The 17,545-nt window shown below is 60.4% G+C and carries 13 protein-coding genes; 12 read left to right on the top strand and 1 reads right to left on the bottom strand.

Translation table 11 applies throughout. From position 1 onward, the window contains the following. Positions 1-781: polysaccharide deacetylase family protein (locus PMI29_RS26650; protein WP_007994042.1), on the bottom strand; the 781-nt coding region annotated here is incomplete at its 3' end. Positions 782-1,049: 268 nt separating this feature from the next. On the opposite strand from PMI29_RS26650, the gene yaaA reads away from it, so the two are divergent. The 12 genes from yaaA to PMI29_RS26590 all read left to right on the top strand — a co-directional run. Continuing rightward, positions 1,050-1,829: a peroxide stress protein YaaA gene (gene yaaA, locus PMI29_RS26645; protein ID WP_007994043.1), complete on the top strand. Its 780-nt coding sequence runs from the start codon at positions 1,050-1,052 to the stop codon at positions 1,827-1,829. Positions 1,830-2,641: 812 nt separating this feature from the next. After that, positions 2,642-3,958: a nucleotide sugar dehydrogenase gene (locus tag PMI29_RS26640; protein WP_007994045.1), complete on the top strand. Its 1,317-nt coding sequence runs from the start codon at positions 2,642-2,644 to the stop codon at positions 3,956-3,958. A gap of 95 nt (positions 3,959-4,053) precedes the next feature. After that, the gene (gene alg8 / locus PMI29_RS26635; protein ID WP_007994047.1) at positions 4,054-5,535 is read left to right on the top strand and encodes a mannuronan synthase; all 1,482 of its coding nucleotides are present in this window, start codon (positions 4,054-4,056) and stop codon (positions 5,533-5,535) included. A gap of 36 nt (positions 5,536-5,571) precedes the next feature. Then, positions 5,572-6,741, top strand: a complete 1,170-nt coding sequence (locus PMI29_RS26630) for an alginate biosynthesis protein Alg44 (RefSeq protein ID WP_007994048.1) — start codon at positions 5,572-5,574, stop codon at positions 6,739-6,741. A 15-nt stretch (positions 6,742-6,756) separates the two neighbouring features. Continuing rightward, complete coding sequence (gene algK, locus PMI29_RS26625) at positions 6,757-8,256, top strand: alginate biosynthesis TPR repeat lipoprotein AlgK (RefSeq protein ID WP_007994049.1); 1,500 nt, start codon at positions 6,757-6,759, stop codon at positions 8,254-8,256. After that, the gene (locus tag PMI29_RS26620) at positions 8,253-9,734 is read left to right on the top strand and encodes an alginate export family protein (protein ID WP_007994051.1); all 1,482 of its coding nucleotides are present in this window, start codon (positions 8,253-8,255) and stop codon (positions 9,732-9,734) included. The genes algK and PMI29_RS26620 overlap by 4 nt, the downstream gene beginning before the upstream one ends. Before the next feature lie 26 nt (positions 9,735-9,760). After that, positions 9,761-11,350, top strand: coding sequence for a mannuronan 5-epimerase AlgG (algG, locus tag PMI29_RS26615; protein ID WP_007994052.1), 1,590 nt, complete (start codon positions 9,761-9,763; stop codon positions 11,348-11,350). Between the two features lie 10 nt (positions 11,351-11,360). Then, positions 11,361-12,809, top strand: a complete 1,449-nt coding sequence (locus tag PMI29_RS26610; protein ID WP_007994054.1) for an alginate O-acetyltransferase — start codon at positions 11,361-11,363, stop codon at positions 12,807-12,809. A gap of 8 nt (positions 12,810-12,817) precedes the next feature. Beyond that, complete coding sequence (locus PMI29_RS26605) at positions 12,818-13,942, top strand: mannuronate-specific alginate lyase (RefSeq protein WP_007994055.1); 1,125 nt, start codon at positions 12,818-12,820, stop codon at positions 13,940-13,942. Between the two features lie 213 nt (positions 13,943-14,155). After that, on the top strand, positions 14,156-15,721 hold the full coding sequence (locus PMI29_RS26600) for an MBOAT family O-acyltransferase (protein WP_007994057.1): 1,566 nt from the start codon (positions 14,156-14,158) through the stop codon (positions 15,719-15,721). A gap of 11 nt (positions 15,722-15,732) precedes the next feature. Further along, entirely contained in the window at positions 15,733-16,908 is a 1,176-nt protein-coding gene (locus PMI29_RS26595; RefSeq protein WP_007994058.1) for an alginate O-acetyltransferase, read from the top strand. Between the two features lie 14 nt (positions 16,909-16,922). Continuing rightward, on the top strand, positions 16,923-17,545 hold a 623-nt coding region (locus PMI29_RS26590; protein WP_007994060.1), incomplete at its 3' end, for an alginate O-acetyltransferase AlgF.

The following is a 17,545-nucleotide window of genomic DNA, read 5'->3' on the forward strand; positions in this document are numbered from 1 at the left end:
CCTGCCAGTCCTGCCAGTGGCTGTGGGAGCGAAACTCCCAGCCTTGTACGCCGATGCACTGGGTTGAATAGGTCGCTTGCAGGTCGCTCACCGAATGCTCGGCCAATCGGGCCTGGATGTCCTTGCCGAGGACGAAGAACGTCCCGCTCATGTTCGATTTGCGCAGGTACTCGGTGACCCAGGCGGTGTTATCCGGCACGGCGTTAGCGGCGCTGTCGAAGGTCAGCAGAAACAGCCGGTCGTGCATCCCGTCGCCGGTGCGCTCATAGTCGCCAAAACGATCGACTTCGCTGCTGGTTTGCGGGAACAGCGCGGCCTTGCGCAATTGTTCGTCCAGGTACTGGGAGTGGAACACACGACTCGGTTCGGCCCACTTGATGTAGTAGCTGTCTGCACTGACCTGGAACCTGGCAGCTTGTTCGCGCAGGGTGGGCATGTCTTCGACCAGAAAACAGAAGGAGGCATCCTGGTCGCAACTCTGTTGGGCGAAGCTGTAGCTGGTCAGCAGCCGTTGCCACATACGCTGGCGAACCCGGTTGACCGACTCCAGATTGATCGTGCGCAGGCCCAGGCGCTGGGCCAGGGCGGGTTCATCCAACGACTCGCTGGTCAGCAGTACACTGGAAAACATCAGGATCTCAGCCCTCGACGCCACGTCGAACAGCGTCGGGTTGCCGAGTTTTTCTGGCCAGGTGCTGCGATCGAGCGTCGCCACATCGCCCGGTGCCGCGATGGCAGCGACGCTCAGTAGCCAGATCGAGATGAGTAAAGCGATACGCAATGGGATGTCTCCATAACAAAACCCGCGCGGCACTATAGCTGATCGCGGCCCTCATTCCCGCAGCAACCCCAATCTCCTGTGGGAGCGAGCTTGCTCGCGATGACGGTGCATCAGCCAACATCTTTTCCGAATGTCAGACCGCTATCGCGAGCAAGCTCGCTCCTACAGGTTTGGTGCAAGGCCACCGGTTATCACCTATGGACGCCATAGCTGGAGTCAACACCGACAACCCCCTAGAATCGCCGCCACGATTAAAGGAGACGACTTCATGCTGATGGTGATTTCACCCGCCAAGACCCTCGACTATGAAACACCGCCGGCGACCCAGCGCTTCACCCAGCCGCAGTACCTCGACCACTCCCAGGAGTTGATCCTGCAATTGCGCGAACTGACGCCCGCGCAAATCAGCGAGTTGATGCACGTCTCCGACAAGATCGGCGGGCTCAACGCCGCGCGATTCGGCAGCTGGACCCCCGCGTTCACCCCGGAAAACGCCAAGCAGGCGTTGCTGGCCTTCAAGGGCGACGTGTACACCGGCCTGAATGCGCAAACCTTCAGCGAAGCCGATTTCGACTATGCCCAGCAGCATCTGCGCATGTTGTCCGGTCTGTACGGACTGCTGCGCCCGCTGGACCTGATGCAACCCTATCGCCTGGAAATGGGTACCAGGCTGGCGAACGCCCGGGGCAAGGACTTGTATGCGTTCTGGGGCACACGCATCAGCGAATGGCTGAACGAAGCCCTGGCCGATCAAGGCGATGACGTGCTGCTCAATCTGGCGTCCAACGAGTACTTCTCGGCGGTCAAACGCAACGCGTTGAACGCGCGCATCATCAATACCGAATTCAAGGACCTGAAGAACGGCCAGTACAAGATCATCAGCTTCTACGCGAAAAAGGCCCGTGGCTTGATGAGCCGCTTCGTCATCGAAGAACGCATCAACGATCCGGCCGCCCTCAAGCAATTCGACATTCAGGGCTATCGCTACAGCGCCGAGCAGTCCAAACCGGACAATCTGGTGTTCCTGCGCGATCACGCACCAGAGTGATGCATCCAGTCGGCGCACGACTCCCACAACCCTCGTGCGCCGACCTTGGATTCACTTCAGACTTTCCCGCCACTTACGCCATTTTTATGGCGCCAAAAATACACCACCCAGTTTTCTAACTTTAGTTTCACTCGACTTCAATCATTTTTTTGCGTAGTGGCACTGATTTTTTTTAACAGTAGTGGCAAAAAACTATCCACCTCAATTATCCGCCTATATATAAAGGGCGAAACGGCAAGTGCTATCAGTTTGAGAGCAGTGCCATCTTTCTCAATATTTCAAAAAATTTCAGATTTCACGATGAGCGGACTGGAACTATGTCCAAACGCGCCGCTCATACCACCCGTAACGATTCTCGCCGAGCGTGTACGAGATAACTTACGCAGATAAGCGATTCTTGTAGCGAAGTTGTAATACTAACTTGCGCTGACTAATCACTGATTTGGACAACAGCAAGCGGACAGGAGATAAAGCGGTATGACTATCCCCTACAAGGCCACGGCTGCGCCCCTATAAACGTGCTCACCCGAGCACCCAACCGCTTGATCCACGGGCTTTCGGCCTGAGATCAAGCGTGCAGCACCTTTTTGCACCTGCATCCCCTGAAAGGAGGATCGGCTGCATAACAGGGCAAATAATAATTACAAGGCCTAGTTACGCACACCTTGAGTGCATTTATTTAGACACTCGTAACTTATATGCCAGCACACGGCATCGTTGCGCCTGTAAGGCGTACTTGCGAGTGCACTATCACCGCTGAACACCATTAACTCCGGCCATCTAATGGCTTGATCAATACAGAGGTAATTGCGATGCGCATCAGCATTTTTGGTTTGGGTTACGTCGGCGCAGTATGTGCCGGTTGCCTGTCTGCACGGGGTCATGACGTCGTCGGCGTCGATGTGGCCAAAGACAAGATCGATATGATCAATGCCGGCAAATCGCCGATCGTTGAACCGGGCCTGGGCGAACTTCTGTCCCAGGGCATCCAGACCGGTCGTCTGCGTGGTACCACCAACTTCGCCGAGGCGATTCGCGACACCGACCTGTCGATGATCTGCGTGGGCACGCCGAGCAAAAAGAACGGCGATCTGGAGCTGAACTACATCGAGGCGGTGTGCCGCGAAATCGGTTTTGTCCTGCGTGACAAATCTACCCGCCACACCATCGTCGTTCGCAGCACCGTGCTGCCGGGCACCGTGGCCAACGTGGTCATCCCGATTCTCGAAGACTGCTCCGGCAAGAAGGCCGGCGTTGATTTCGGCGTTGCCGTGAACCCTGAGTTCCTGCGCGAAAGCACCGCCATCGCCGACTACGACCAGCCGCCAATGACCGTCATCGGCGAATTCGACAAAGCGTCCGGCGACGTTCTGCAATCGCTGTATGAAGAGCTCGACGCACCGATCATCCGCAAGGACATCGCGGTCGCCGAGATGATCAAGTACACCTGCAACGTGTGGCACGCCACCAAGGTCACTTTCGCCAACGAAATCGGCAACATCGCCAAGGCGGTCGGCGTCGACGGTCGCGAAGTGATGGACGTGGTCTGCCAGGACAAGACCCTCAACCTGTCCCAGTACTACATGCGCCCGGGCTTCGCCTTCGGCGGCTCGTGCCTGCCAAAGGACGTGCGTGCCCTGACCTACCGCGCCGGTTCCCTGGACGTGGAAGCCCCGTTGCTCAACTCGCTGATGCGCAGCAACGAATCCCAGGTGCAGAACGCGTTCGACATCGTCTCCAGCCACGACAAACGCAAAGTCGCCCTGCTGGGCTTGAGCTTCAAGGCCGGCACCGACGACCTGCGCGAAAGCCCGCTGGTCGACCTGGCGGAAATGCTGATCGGCAAGGGCTACGACCTGAGCATCTACGACAGCAACGTCGAGTACGCCCGCGTTCACGGTGCCAACAAGGACTACATCGAGTCGAAGATCCCTCACGTCTCGTCCTTGCTCAACGCCGACTTCGACGCAGTGATCAACAACTCCGACGTGATCATCCTCGGCAACCGCGACGAGAAGTTCCGCGCTCTGGTGCAGGACGTTCCACACGGCAAGCAGGTAATTGACCTGGTTGGCTTCATGTCCAAGGCCACCAGCACCAATAGCCGGGCCGAAGGTATCTGCTGGTAAGGCAGCCGCAAGCTTCAAGCTCCAAGCCGCAAGTTCAAAGCTCCTCGCTTGGGGCTTGAAGCTTGGGGCTTGCAACTGACTTTAGGATTCCGATTATGCACAGGCTAAAACACGGCCTACTCCAGGCCGCCGGTTGGCTGTTCTACCTGAGTTTACTGATGGGCCTCGCCATGGCGCTGCCCGTGTCCACGTTCGACTCCGAGTCGAAGGACTTCATTTTCCTGATTGGCGCCGTGGGTATCTGGCGCTATTCGATGGGTGCCACGCACTTTGTGCGCGGCATGATTTTTCTGTACATCGTCTACCCGCACCTGCGGCGCAAAGTGCGCAAGCTGGGTAAAGCGGCAGACCCGTCCCACGTGTTCCTGATGGTTACCAGTTTCCGCATCGACGCCCTGACCACTGCGCAGGTCTACAGCTCGGTGATCCGCGAAGCCATCGACTGCGGCCTGCCGACCACCGTGGTCTGCTCCATCGTGGAAATGTCCGATGAGCTGCTGGTGAAAAGCCTGTGGAACCGGATGAACCCGCCATCCCGGGTCAAGCTCGACTTCGTGCGCATTCCCGGCACCGGCAAACGCGATGGCCTGGCCTACGGCTTCCGCGCCATCTCCCGGCACCTGCCGGACGATCGCGCGGTGGTCGCGGTGATCGATGGCGACACCGTGCTCGGCGAAGGCGTGGTGCTCAAGACCGTGCCGTGGTTCCAGCTGTTCGGCAACGTCGGTGGCCTGACCACCAACGAATTCTGCGAAGTGCGCGGCGGCTACATCATGAGCGAATGGCACAAGCTGCGTTTCGCCCAGCGCCACATCAACATGTGCTCGATGGCCTTGTCCAAGCGCGTGCTGACCATGACCGGCCGCATGTCGGTGTTCCGCGCCACCGTGGTCACCAACCCGGACTTCATCGCCGACGTGGAAAGCGACTCGCTGCAACACTGGCGCCTGGGTCGCTTCAAGTTCCTTACCGGCGATGACAAATCGAGCTGGTTCAGCCTGATGCGCCTGGGCTACGACACGTTCTACGTGCCCGACGCGGCGATCAACACCGTTGAACACCCGCCGGAAAAGAGCTTCATCAAGGCCAGCCGCAAACTGATGTTCCGCTGGTACGGCAACAACCTGCGGCAGAACTCCCGGGCCCTGGGCCTGGGGATCAAACGCCTCGGCGTGTTCACTTCGGTGGTGCTGTTCGACCAGCGCGTGTCGATGTGGACCTCGCTGCTGGGCCTGACCGTGGCGTTGATCGCCAGCTTCAAGTACGGCACCGCGTTCATCCTGGTGTACCTGCTGTGGATCGGTATCACCCGGTTCATCCTGACCTTGTTGCTGTCGTGCTCCGGACACCGGATCGGCCCGGCCTACCCGGCGATTCTCTATTACAACCAGATCGTCGGCGCGCTGGTGAAGATCTACGTGTTCTTCCGCCTCGACCAACAGTCCTGGACCCGCCAGCCCACCCACCTGACCCGTGATCTCGCCAGCTTTCAACGTTGGTTCAACACCTGGTCGTCTCGGACCATGACCTTCTCTGCCGGCAGCATTTTTGTCGCCGTGCTGCTGTTGATGGTCTGACCGCCCCCTTATTGAATTAACCAGGAAATCGCCTTTATGAATACCGCCGTCAACGCCAACGTAGTGCATGAATCCGAAGCCCAGCGCCAACACGCCCGAGTGAAAATCCCGGCCAAGTTGCGTTTCTTCGGCCCTGACCGGACACCGGTCGAAGCCCGGGTGATCGACCTGTCCGCCGGTGGCCTGGCATTCAACGCCGGCCAGTTGCCACTGAAGATCGGCGATGTGTACAAGGCCCGCCTGCAGTTTGTCATCGACAACCTCGGCCTGGCCATGGACGTCGAGTTGCAGGTCCGCTCCTTCGATCGCGAGACCGGACGCGCCGGCTGCCAGTTCCAGAACCTGGAACCACGGGACATCTCGACCCTGCGCCACCTGATCACCTCGCACCTGGCCGGCGACATCGTCAGCGTGGGTGAAATGCTGGCGACCCTGCAGCGCGACAACTTCACCAAGGCGCGCAAGGTCAAGGACGGCGGCCACGGCATGTCCGCGTTCGGGCGCATGAAAGCCGTGACTTTCAGCCTGGGGATCTTCGTGGTTGGTGTGGCCGCCTTCGGCTTCGTTTTCAAATCGGTGTACGGCATGTACTTCGTCAGCCACGCCCAGGCCGGTCTGGTCAGCGTACCGGGCGTGAACATCACCATGCCTCGCGACGGTACCGTGCAGAGCCTGGTGAAAGCCGACGGCGTGGCCGCCAAAGGCGCACCGCTGGCGACCTTCAGCACCAGCATGCTCGACGTGCTCAAGGGCCATCTGGACGAAGACCAATTGCAACCGGCCAAGGTTGAAGAACTGTTCGGCAAGCAGATGACCGGCACCCTGACCTCGCCATGCGATTGCACCGTGGCCCAGCAAATGGTCGCCAACGGTCAGTACGCCAGCAAGGGCGACGTGATCTTCCAACTGGTGCCGCGCAACAGTGAAGCCAACGTTGAAGCGCGCTTCTCCTATCGCCAGTTCGGCGACGTGCGCCCGGGCACTTCGGTGCGCTTCCAGATCGCCGGCGAGGACAAGTCCCGCACCGGCAAGATCGTCAGCAGCACCAGCCTGAAAAGCGCCGACCTGTCCTCGGACATCCGCGTCCTGATCCAGCCGGACGAAACCCTGGACAGCTCCCTCGCCGGCCGCCCGGCGGAAGTGAGCAGCGACCGTGGCCCGAACCTGAACTGGCTGATCGACAAAGCCATGGCTGTCGGTCTTTAAGTCGAGGACATGCCTGTGACTACTCCAACCCTCAACACGCCGCCGACCCTGTGGGAGCGAGCCTGCTCGCGATGGGATCGACGCGGTCTGTCTGATGCACCGAGCCAGCCGCATCGCGAGCAAGCTCGCTCCCACATGGGTCCGCTGTGTGCCATTGCATTGGCGGTGAGCCTGGCCGGTTGCGCCGGCCTCCCCGACCAGCGCCTGGCCAACGAAGCTCTCAAGCGCGGCGATACCGCCACCGCCGCGGCGAACTACCGGCAACTGGCAGACCTGGGCTACAGCGAAGCGCAGGTCGGCCTGGCCGATATCCAGGTCGACAGCCGCGACCCGGCGCAGATGAAACAGGCCGAGGCGACTTACCGCGCCGCGGCCAGCGTTTCGCCGCGTGCCCAGGCGCGCCTCGGGCGCTTGCTAGTGGCCAAGCCCGGTTCCACTGAAGCCGAGCAACACGAAGCCGAAACCCTGTTGAAAAAGGCCGCCGCTGCGGGCGAAGGCAACACGCTGATCCCGTTGGCGATGCTGTACCTGCAATACCCGCACAGCTTTCCCAACGTGAATGCGCAGCAGCAGATCAGCCAATGGCGTGCCGAAAACAAACCGGAAGCCGGTTTGGCACAAGTGCTGCTCTATCGCACCCAGGGCACCTACGACCAGCATCTGGATGACGTGGAAAAAATCTGCAAAGCCGCGCTCAATACCAGCGACATCTGCTACGTCGAACTGGCAACGGTCTATCAGAAGCAGGCCAAGCCGGAGCAACAGGCCGAGCTGATCAAGCAGATGCAAGCAGCCCATGCTCGCGGCAGCGTTTCGGCACAGCGCGTCGACAGCGTCGCCCGTGTGCTCGCCGATTCGACCCTGGGCAAGACCGACGAAAAGACCGCGCAGTCGCTGCTCGAGCCGATCGCTCCGGGCTACCCGGCGTCGTGGGTCAGCCTCGCGCAGCTGCTCTACGACTTCCCTGAACTGGGCGACGTCGACCAGATGATGAAGTACCTGGACAACGGCCGCGCCGCCGACCAGCCCCGCGCCGAGCTGTTGCTGGGCAAGCTCTACTTCGAAGGCAAACTGGTGCCGGCTGACGCCAAGGTCGCCGAAGCGCACTTCCAGAAAGCCGTCGGCCGCGAAGTCGCTGCCGATTACTACCTCGGCCAGATCTATCGCCGTGGCTACCTGGGCAAGGTCTATCCACAGAAGGCCCTCGACCATCTGTTGACCGCTGCGCGCAACGGCCAGAACAGCGCCGACTTCGCCATTGCCCAACTGTTTTCCCAAGGCAAGGGCACCAGGCCTGACCCGGTCAATGCGTATGTTTTCAGTCAATTGGCCCTGGCCCAGAACACCCCGCAAGCCACCGAGCTTGCGCAAACAATCCAAACGCAATTGCCGCCCGACCGGTTGGCCGAAGCCCAACGCCTGTTGAAACAAGAACAGGCCGTGCGCGGTGCCCTGAGCCCGAACACGCCGGAACTGCACACCCTGCAAGAAGAAGTCAGCGAGGAATCCCAATGAAGTTGAATCCATTCATGAAGGCCGGCATTGGCCTGACATTCGCGCTGATCTGGTCTTGCCCGACGCTTGCTGCGATGACTGAAACCAAGAACTTTGGCCTCGAAGTGAAAATCACTGGCCAATCCGAAGATGACCGCGACCTCGGCACCGCTCCCGGTGGTGACGTCAATGGCGTCGGCCTCGACCTGCGTCCGTGGGTCTACGGCGAAAGCGGCGCGTGGAGCGCCTACGCCATGGGGCAGGCGGTGACGTCCACCGACATCATCGAGACCGACACCCTGCAACAGTCCGATGGCGCTGAGAACACCGACAACAATGATCGCCAGACCAAGAAAAACTACCTGGCGATGCGTGAGTTCTGGGTCGGCTACAGCGGCTTCACGCCCTACCCCGGCGAGATCCTGAAGTTCGGTCGCCAGCGCCTGCGCAACGACGACGGCCAATGGCGCGACACCAACATCGAAGCGCTGAACTGGACTTTCGACACCACCCTGCTGCGCGCCAACGCCGGTATCGCCGAACGCTTCAGCGAGTACCGCACCGACCTCAAAGAGTTGTCGCCGCAAGACAAGGATCGCCTGCACGCCTACGCCGATGCGGCGTACCAGTGGACACCGGGCAACTGGGTCGGCATTCGCGGTCATCACACCCATGACAACGGCAAGCTCGACTTCCCGGAGCCGGGTGTGCCGGCTGATTCGCTGGACAAGAAACAGAACGGTGACATCAGCTGGATCGGCCTGACCGCCGACAGCGACGCCTACAACTGGCGCAACACCAACACGGTCAATTACTGGGGCAGCATCACCGGCATGCGCGGCGACGTCGACAAGGTCAACCCGCTGAACGCCGATGGCACGCCGCCGGCTGAAGCCAAGCGCGGTGAAGATCTCAACGGCTGGGCCACCGATGTCGGTGTGCGCCTGCGCCTCGATCCGCAATGGCAAGTCGGTGCCGCCTACGCCCGCGCCAGCGCCGATTACGAACAGAACGGCCTGGAAAGCAACCGCTCGAACTACACCGGCACGCGCTCGCGGGTACATCGTTTCGGCGAGGCCTTCCGTGGTGAAATGAACAACATGCAATCGGCCACCCTGTTCGGTTCGTGGATGCTCAACGACGAATACGACGCCAGCCTGATCTACCACAAGTTCTGGCGCGTCGACGGCAACAAGCCGGTCGGCAGCAATGGCATCAACGCCGTCCAGAACAACACCGACGACGTCACCGGCGCGATCCTCTCCAGCACTTCGCTGCCACTGAACGATGGCGAGAAAGACCTCGGTCAGGAGATGGACCTGGTGGTCACCAAGTACTTCAAGCAAGGCCTGTTGCCGGCGGCACTGAGCCAGTCGATCGACGAGCCTTCGGCCCTGGTGCGCTTCCGTGGCGGCGTGTTCAAGCCGGGCGATGCCTATGGCAGTCAGGTCGATTCGTACATGCACCGTGCGTTCATCGACGTGATCTGGCGCTTCTGATGCAAACCGCGAAGGGAGTGCCCGACATGAACAATTCGAAGCGAGGTTCGCTCACCTTGCTGACCGGCGCGATGCTGCTGGCAAGCTCGGTCGCCTTCGCCAACGTGGAGCCGGCAGCGCCTGCCAAACCGGCACATGCGGCCACCGTCGCCAAGGAACTGCAACAGGCCAAGACCTACACCGTCAGCAGCGCACCGACCGCACCGCTGGAGCTTGAAAAGCCGAAATTGCCGGACATTTCGGGCTACACAGCCGAGGCCATCGCGGCAAAAATCGTGCGCAGCAAACCGGGCAAAATCAGCCTGCGCCGGATGATGCAGGAAGACGCCCTGAAGGACTTCATCGGTGGCGACAACAAGATGGCCGAGTGGGTGGTGCGTCAGCACGGCATCCCCCAGGCGATCTTCGTCGACGACGGCTACATGAACCTCAAGGACCTGGCGAAAAAAGTCCCCAAGCAGTACTTCAGCGAAACCTCGCCGGGTGTGTTCCTGTCCCGGTTGCCGATCGTGGTCGGTCGTCACGGCATCCTCGAAATCGACAAGCAGACCCAGGAGCTGCGCCTGTCCCAGGAGGGCGGTGCGTTCCTGGTCAACGACGGCCAGTTGTTCGTGCGTGACACCAAAATCACTGGCTGGCGCGAGAAGGACAACGGCCCGGCGACGTTCACTTCGCCGAAGGAATTCCGCCCGTTCCTGCTGTCCTGGGGCGGCACCGAGACCTACATCGCCAACAGCAAGATCGCCAGTTTCGGTTACGCCAACAGTAAGTCCTACGGCGTGAGTATTTCCCAGTACACGCCGAACATGGCCAAGGTGCTCAAGCGCCCTGAACCGACCGGCTGGATCGTCGGTTCCGAGTTCTCGGACATGTGGTACGGCTTCTACTGCTACGAAACCCGCGACTTCGTGGTCAAGGGCAACACCTACAAAGACAACATCGTCTACGGCATCGACCCGCATGACCGCTCCCACGGTCTGATCATTGCCGACAACACGGTGTTTGGTACCAAGAAGAAGCACGGGATCATTATTTCCCGTGAGGTCAACGACAGCTTCATCTTCAACAACCGCAGCTACGACAACCACCTCTCGGGGCTGGTGATCGACCGTAACAGCGTGAACAATCTGATTGCCCACAACGAGATCTACCAGAACCACACCGACGGCATCACCCTCTATGAGAGTGCCGACAACCTGCTGTGGGGCAATCGCGTGCTGAGCAACAAGCGCCACGGCATCCGCATTCGTAACAGCGTGAACATTCGCCTGTACGAAAACGTCGCCATGGCCAACGGCCTGACCGGCGTCTACGGCCACATCAAGGACCTGAGCAACACCGACCGTGACATCAAGCTCGACCCGTTCGACGCCCAGGTGTCGCTGATCGTGGTCGGTGGTGAACTGGCAGCCAACGGCAGCGGACCGCTGTCCATCGACTCGCCGCTGAGCGTCGAGTTGTATCGCGTGTCCATGCTCGCGCCGGCCAAGGCCAGCGGCATCAGCTTCACCGGCATCCTTGGCGAGCGCCAGGATGAAATTCTCGACCTGCTGGTGCGCCAGCAGAAAGCCGTGCTGATCGACCCTGTCGAACGCCAGACCGAAATGCGGGACTGAGGATAATCTTATGCACCCACACTTGATCAAATTACTCAGCCTGTCGGCCCTGACCGCCGGCATTCTCGCGGCCAGCACTGGCGCGCGTGCCGATGAAGTTCAAGCGCCCAAGTTCAGCGCCGAACCATGCTGCAGCCTGTGCCCGGCCGCTCACGATGCGAAGAACTACACCACCCGTTATCAGCAGAACTTCACCACGCTGGTACAGGCCCAGGGCGACTGGCTGTTCCGTACGCAAGAAGACTTGCGCACCGAATTCGACACCACGCCCGCCGGCTACAAACGCATGAAGCAACTGCACGATGCGTTCAAGAGCAAAGGCGTGGAGCTGGTTGTGGTTTATCAACCGACCCGTGGCCTGGTGAACCGCAACAAGCTCAACCCGGCGGAGAAAGCCAGCTTCGACTTCGACAAGGCGCTGAAGAACTACAAATCCATGCTGGGCCGTTTCGCGCAGATGGGCTATGTCGTTCCGGACCTGTCACCGCTGACCAACGAGTCGTTGCCCGACACCCTGCCCGCCCACGACTTCTACTTCCGTGGTGACCAGCACTGGACTCCATACGGTGCCCAGCGCACGGCGAAAATCGTCGCCGAGAAGGTCAAGCAATTGCCTGAATTCGCCGACATTCCGAAGCGCGAATTCGAAACCAAAAAGTCGGGGCGCATGGGCAAGACCGGAACGTTGCACAACATGGCCGGTCAACTCTGTGGCACCAGCTACGCGATCCAGTACATGGATCAATTCACCACCGAGCCGAAGGGCGAAGCGGGTGACGGCGATCTGTTCGGCGACTCCGGCAATCCGCAGATCACCTTGGTGGGCACGTCCCACAGTGGCAAGAACTACAACTTCGCCGGTTTCCTCGAAGAGGCCATCGGCGCCGACATTCTCAACGTGGCGTTCCCCGGCGGCGGCCTCGAAGGTTCGATGCTGCAGTACCTGGGCAGCGACGAGTTCCAGAAGAACCCGCCGAAGATTCTCATCTGGGAATTCTCGCCGCTGTACCGCCTCGACCAGGAAACCATCTACCGCCAGATGATGGCGCTGCTGGACAACGGTTGCGAAGGCAAGGATGCGCAGATGTCCGGCAGCGCTACGCTCAAGCCGGGCAAAAACGAGTTGATGGTCAACAGCAAGAACATGGACCTGCGCAACAGCAGCCACCAGGTAGACATCCGCTTCGCCGATACGTCGGTGAAAACCCTGCAAGCCACCCTCTGGTACATGAACGGTCGCCACGAGGACATCAAGATCGACAAACCGGAAACCTCCGAGACTGACGGGCGTTTCGCTTTCGAATTGCGCACGGACGAAGACTGGGCCTCGCAGAACCTGCTGGCCGTTGAAGTCCAGGGCCCCGAAGCCGGTGCCGCGCCACAGAAAGTCGAAGCGAAAATCTGCAAACGCAACGTATTCCCGGGCGCCGAACAGCGTACTGCTTCGGTCGGGCAATGAGGTCTGCTATGCGCTATCCGAAATTTTCAACACTGTTGGCACCGACGCTCTTGAGCCTGGCGATGTTCGCCGGGGCCACACAAGCAGCTGCGCCACTGCGTCCACCCCAGGGCTATTTTGCGCCTGTGGATAAATTCAAGACGGGCGACAAAAGCGAAGGCTGCGATGCGATGCCGACGCCGTACACCGGCTCGTTGCAATTTCGCAGCAAGTACGAAGGTTCGGACAAGGCCCGCGCGACCCTGAACGTGCAGTCGGAAAAAGCCTTCCGCGAGAGCACCGCCGACATCACCAAGATCGAGCGCGGCACCAGCAAGCGTGTGATGCAGTTCATGCGTGACGGTCGCCCGGAACAGCTGGAATGCACGTTGAGCTGGCTGACGGCCTGGGCACAGGCCGACGCGCTGATGTCCAAGGACTTCAACCACACCGGCAAGTCGATGCGCAAATGGGCGTTGGGCAGCATGGCTTCGGCGTACATCCGTCTGAAGTTTTCCGACTCCCACCCGCTGGCCACCCATCAACAGGAAGCGCAAGTGATCGAAGCCTGGTTCAGCAAGATGGCCGACCAGGTGGTCAGCGACTGGGACAACCTGCCGCTCGACCAGACCAACAACCACTCGTACTGGGCGGCGTGGTCGGTGATGGCCACCTCCGTCGCCACCAACCGCCGCGACCTGTTCGACTGGGCGGTCAAGGAATACAAGGTCGGCGCCAGTCAGGTCGACGCCGACGGCTACCTGCCCAACGAACTCAAGCGTCAGCAACGGGCGCTGGCCTACCACAACTACGCCCTGCCGCCGCTGGCGATGATCGCCAGTTTCGCCCAGGTCAACGGTGTGGATCTGCGCCAGGAAAACAACGCCGCGCTCAAACGCCTGGGTGACCGGGTGTTGTCCGGGGTGAAAGACCCGGACCAGTTCGAGAAAAAGAACGGCAAGGAACAGGACATGACCGACCTGAAAGAGGACATGAAATTCGCCTGGCTCGAACCGTACTGCTCGCTCTACACCTGCTCGCCCGAGGTGCTGGCGAAGAAGCACAAGATGCAACCGTTCAAGACCTTCCGCCTCGGCGGTGACCTGACCAAGGTCTACGACCCGGCCAATGAAAAGGGCAGCAAGGGTTCTTGAAGACAGACACAAAACCTGTGGGAGCGAGCTTGCTCGCGATAGCGGTCTGACAATCAACATCGATGTCGACTGACACTCCCTCATCGCGAGCAAGCTCGCTCCCACAGGGTTAGTGCAAGACATAAGTTTTTGTGTGTTGCCCTCCAGATTTTCTTGGGGGGTTTGGGGGGGCCGTTGGCCCTTGACTGTTGGTTCAAACAAGGAGAGATCGGGATGGTTTTTTCGTCCAACGTGTTCCTGTTTTTGTTCTTGCCGATCTTTCTCGGCTTGTACTACCTGAGCGGGCAACGCTATCGCAATTTGCTGCTGCTGATTGCCAGTTACGTGTTCTACGCCTGGTGGCGTGTGGACTTCCTCGCGCTGTTCGCCGGCGTCACGCTGTGGAACTACTGGATCGGCCTGAAAGTCGGTGCCGCCGGGGTCAAGACCAAACCGGCGCAGCGCTGGCTGCTGCTCGGCGTGGCTGTCGACCTGTGCATCCTCGGCTACTTCAAGTACGCCAACTTCGGCGTCGACAGCATCAACGCAATGATGACGTCAGTGGGCCTGGAACCATTCATCCTGACCCACGTGCTGCTGCCGATCGGGATCTCGTTCTACATCTTCGAGTCCATCAGCTACATCATCGACGTCTACCGTGGCGACACTCCGGCGACCCGCAACCTGATCGACTTCGCGGCGTTCGTGGCGATCTTCCCACACCTGATCGCCGGTCCCGTGTTGCGTTTTCGCGACCTGGCCGACCAGTTCAACAATCGCACCCACACCCTCGACAAATTCTCCGAGGGCTGCACGCGGTTCATGCAGGGGTTCATCAAGAAAGTCTTCATCGCCGACACCCTCGCGGTGGTGGCCGACCATTGCTTCGCCCTGCAAAACCCGACCACGGGCGATGCCTGGCTTGGTGCGCTGGCCTACACCGCGCAGCTGTATTTCGACTTCTCCGGGTACAGCGACATGGCCATCGGTCTGGGCCTGATGATGGGTTTCCGCTTCATGGAAAACTTCAAGCAGCCGTATGTCAGCCAGTCGATCACCGAGTTCTGGCGGCGCTGGCACATCAGCCTGTCGACCTGGCTGCGTGACTATCTGTACATCACGCTGGGCGGTAATCGCAAAGGCACGCTGATGACCTATCGCAACCTGTTCCTGACCATGCTGCTCGGTGGTCTGTGGCACGGCGCGAACATCACCTACATCGTCTGGGGTGCGTGGCACGGCATGTGGCTGGCGATTGAAAAAGCCATCGGCCTGAACACCTCGCCACGCAGCTTCAACCCGATCCGCTGGGTAATGACCTTCCTGCTGGTGGTGATGGGCTGGGTGATCTTCCGCGCGGAAAACCTGCACGTGGCCGGGCGCATGTACGGCGCGATGTTCAGCTTCGGCGACTGGTCGCTGTCGGAACTCAACCAGGCCAGCCTCACCGGCCTGCAAGTGGCGACCCTGATCGTGGCTTACGTGACCCTGGCGTTCTTCGGCCTGCGCGACTTCTACACCAATCAGCCTCCGGTGAAGACCAAGCCTGCAGTGAACGTCGACGCCGACGGCCCGGCCGCTGCGACACCGGGAACGATCAAGGCCGTGCCTGGGGATAACCCGGCGAGCATCCATCAGCCTGGCTACACCGTCGGCGTCGAAGCCCAGGTGCAACCAGCTTATTGGACTGCTGACTGGTCACGCTACGTGATGCGTGCGCTGGTGCTGCTGTTGTTCATCGCCTCGATTCTCAAACTCTCGGCGCAAAGCTTCTCGCCGTTCCTTTACTTCCAGTTCTGAGGGATCTGACCATGACCCGCTCATTACGCATCTTCTACATCGCGCTGTTCCTGGTGACCTTGCTGGTGCTCGGTCTGTGGTCGGTGCGCAGCTTCTTCGGCTTCAGCACCAACGCCGATGCGACGGTACTCAACGGCCGCTGGACCAAGGCCGTGGAAACCCACTACGACGACGAGTTTCCGATCAAGCGCCTGGGCACCAATCTTTGGGCTGCACTGGATTTCAAACTGTTCAACGAAGGTCGTCCGGGCGTAGTGCTCGGTCGCGACCAGTGGTTGTACAGCGATGAAGAATTCCACCCGGTGGTCAACGAAGAACTGAACCTGCAAGGCAACTACGCGCTGGTCGAAGGCGTGCGCCAGACCCTGAAAGAAAAAGGCGTGCAACTGGTGATGGCGGTGGTCCCGGCCAAGGTGCGCCTGTACCCGGAGCACTTGGGTGAAGTGAAACCGGCGAGCATCCACGCCAACCTCTACAAGGACTTCCACCAGCGCCTGGCCGCCGACCGGATTCCGGCCCCGGACCTGCTCGGCCCGCTGCAACAGGCCAAACAGAACGGCCAGCAAGTGTTCCTGCGCACCGACACCCACTGGACCCCGGAAGGCGCCGAGATCGCCGCCAACCGCCTGGCCAAAACCATCGCCGACAAGTACCCGCTGAGCGGTGAGCCGCAGCGCTTCGTCACCGAACCTGCGGAAACCGTGACACACAAGGGTGATCTGCAGTTGTTCCTGCCGCTCGACCCACTGTTCGAAAACCTGATGCCGGCGCAAGAGCCACTGCAAAAGCGCAACACCGTGGCGGCGGACGACCAGCCGGCCGGTGACGATGCCCTGTTCGCCAACGCCGAAGTGCCGGTGGCCCTGATCGGCACCAGTTACAGCGCCAACCCCAACTGGAACTTCGTCGGTGCGCTCAAGCAAGCGCTGCACAGTGACGTGGTCAGTTACGCCGAAGACGGCCACGGCCCGATTCTGCCGATGCTCAGCTACCTCAAAAGCGACGCCTTCAAGAACAGCCCGCCACAGGTGCTGATCTGGGAGTTCCCTGAACGATATCTGCCTGTGAACAACGAAATCGGCGACGCCGACCCGCAGTGGGTCGCAGAGCTTAAACAAGCCGGCGCGCGCCAACAAAACGTAGCCATCAACAACAAATCCGAGACGCCCGACCGGGCGCAAAACTGAAAGAGAGGTACACCATGACTTTCACTACAACTCCGCGTCGTCTCGCCAAACGCTTTGCCCTGGTTGCCGGCCTCAGCGTGCTGTCGGTGCAGGCTTTCGCCGGTGGCGACGCCGCCCTGTATGGCCCGACCGCACCGAAAGGCTCGACCTTCGTGCGTATCTACAACGCCAGCAACGCCGAAGTCAGCGCCACCGTCGGCAGCACCAACCTGAGCGATGTCGCGCCACTGTCCAGCAGTGACTTCAGCTTCATGCCGGGCGGCGACTACAGCGCCAAGGTCGGTAGCCAGTCCCTGCCGGTGAAACTGGCCGGCGACCACTATTACACCCTGGTCAACAACGCCAGCGGCGCACCGCAACTGATCGAGGAGCCGCCGTTCAAGAACAAGCAGAAGTCTCTGGTACGCGTGCAAAACCTCAGCGACAAGACGCTGACCCTGAAGACCGCCGACGGCAAGACCGACGTGGTCCCGAACGTTGCGCCCAAGGGTCGCGGCGAGCGTGAAATCAACCCGGTGAAGGTCAGCCTGGCGCTCTATGACGGCGCCACCAAAGTCGGCGACGTGAAACCGGTCGCCCTGGAACGCGGTGAAGCCGCAGTGCTGTACGTCACCGGCAGCGGCAGCAGCCTGTCGCC

It is taken from the genome of Pseudomonas sp. GM49 (assembly GCF_000282355.1).
In the GTDB taxonomy this organism is placed as follows: Bacteria; Pseudomonadota; Gammaproteobacteria; order Pseudomonadales; family Pseudomonadaceae; genus Aquipseudomonas.

What these genes read in the sequence shown, in the direction of transcription:
- yaaA (WP_007994043.1), top strand. Translation starts at nt 1,050, where the DNA reads ATGCTGATGGTGATTTCACCCGCCAAGACCCTCGACTATGAAACACCG.
- PMI29_RS26640 (WP_007994045.1), top strand. Translation starts at nt 2,642, where the DNA reads ATGCGCATCAGCATTTTTGGTTTGGGTTACGTCGGCGCAGTATGTGCC.
- alg8 (WP_007994047.1), top strand. Translation starts at nt 4,054, where the DNA reads ATGCACAGGCTAAAACACGGCCTACTCCAGGCCGCCGGTTGGCTGTTC.
- PMI29_RS26630 (WP_007994048.1), top strand. Translation starts at nt 5,572, where the DNA reads ATGAATACCGCCGTCAACGCCAACGTAGTGCATGAATCCGAAGCCCAG.
- PMI29_RS26620 (WP_007994051.1), top strand. Translation starts at nt 8,253, where the DNA reads ATGAAGTTGAATCCATTCATGAAGGCCGGCATTGGCCTGACATTCGCG.
- algG (WP_007994052.1), top strand. Translation starts at nt 9,761, where the DNA reads ATGAACAATTCGAAGCGAGGTTCGCTCACCTTGCTGACCGGCGCGATG.
- PMI29_RS26610 (WP_007994054.1), top strand. Translation starts at nt 11,361, where the DNA reads ATGCACCCACACTTGATCAAATTACTCAGCCTGTCGGCCCTGACCGCC.
- PMI29_RS26605 (WP_007994055.1), top strand. Translation starts at nt 12,818, where the DNA reads ATGCGCTATCCGAAATTTTCAACACTGTTGGCACCGACGCTCTTGAGC.
- PMI29_RS26600 (WP_007994057.1), top strand. Translation starts at nt 14,156, where the DNA reads ATGGTTTTTTCGTCCAACGTGTTCCTGTTTTTGTTCTTGCCGATCTTT.
- PMI29_RS26595 (WP_007994058.1), top strand. Translation starts at nt 15,733, where the DNA reads ATGACCCGCTCATTACGCATCTTCTACATCGCGCTGTTCCTGGTGACC.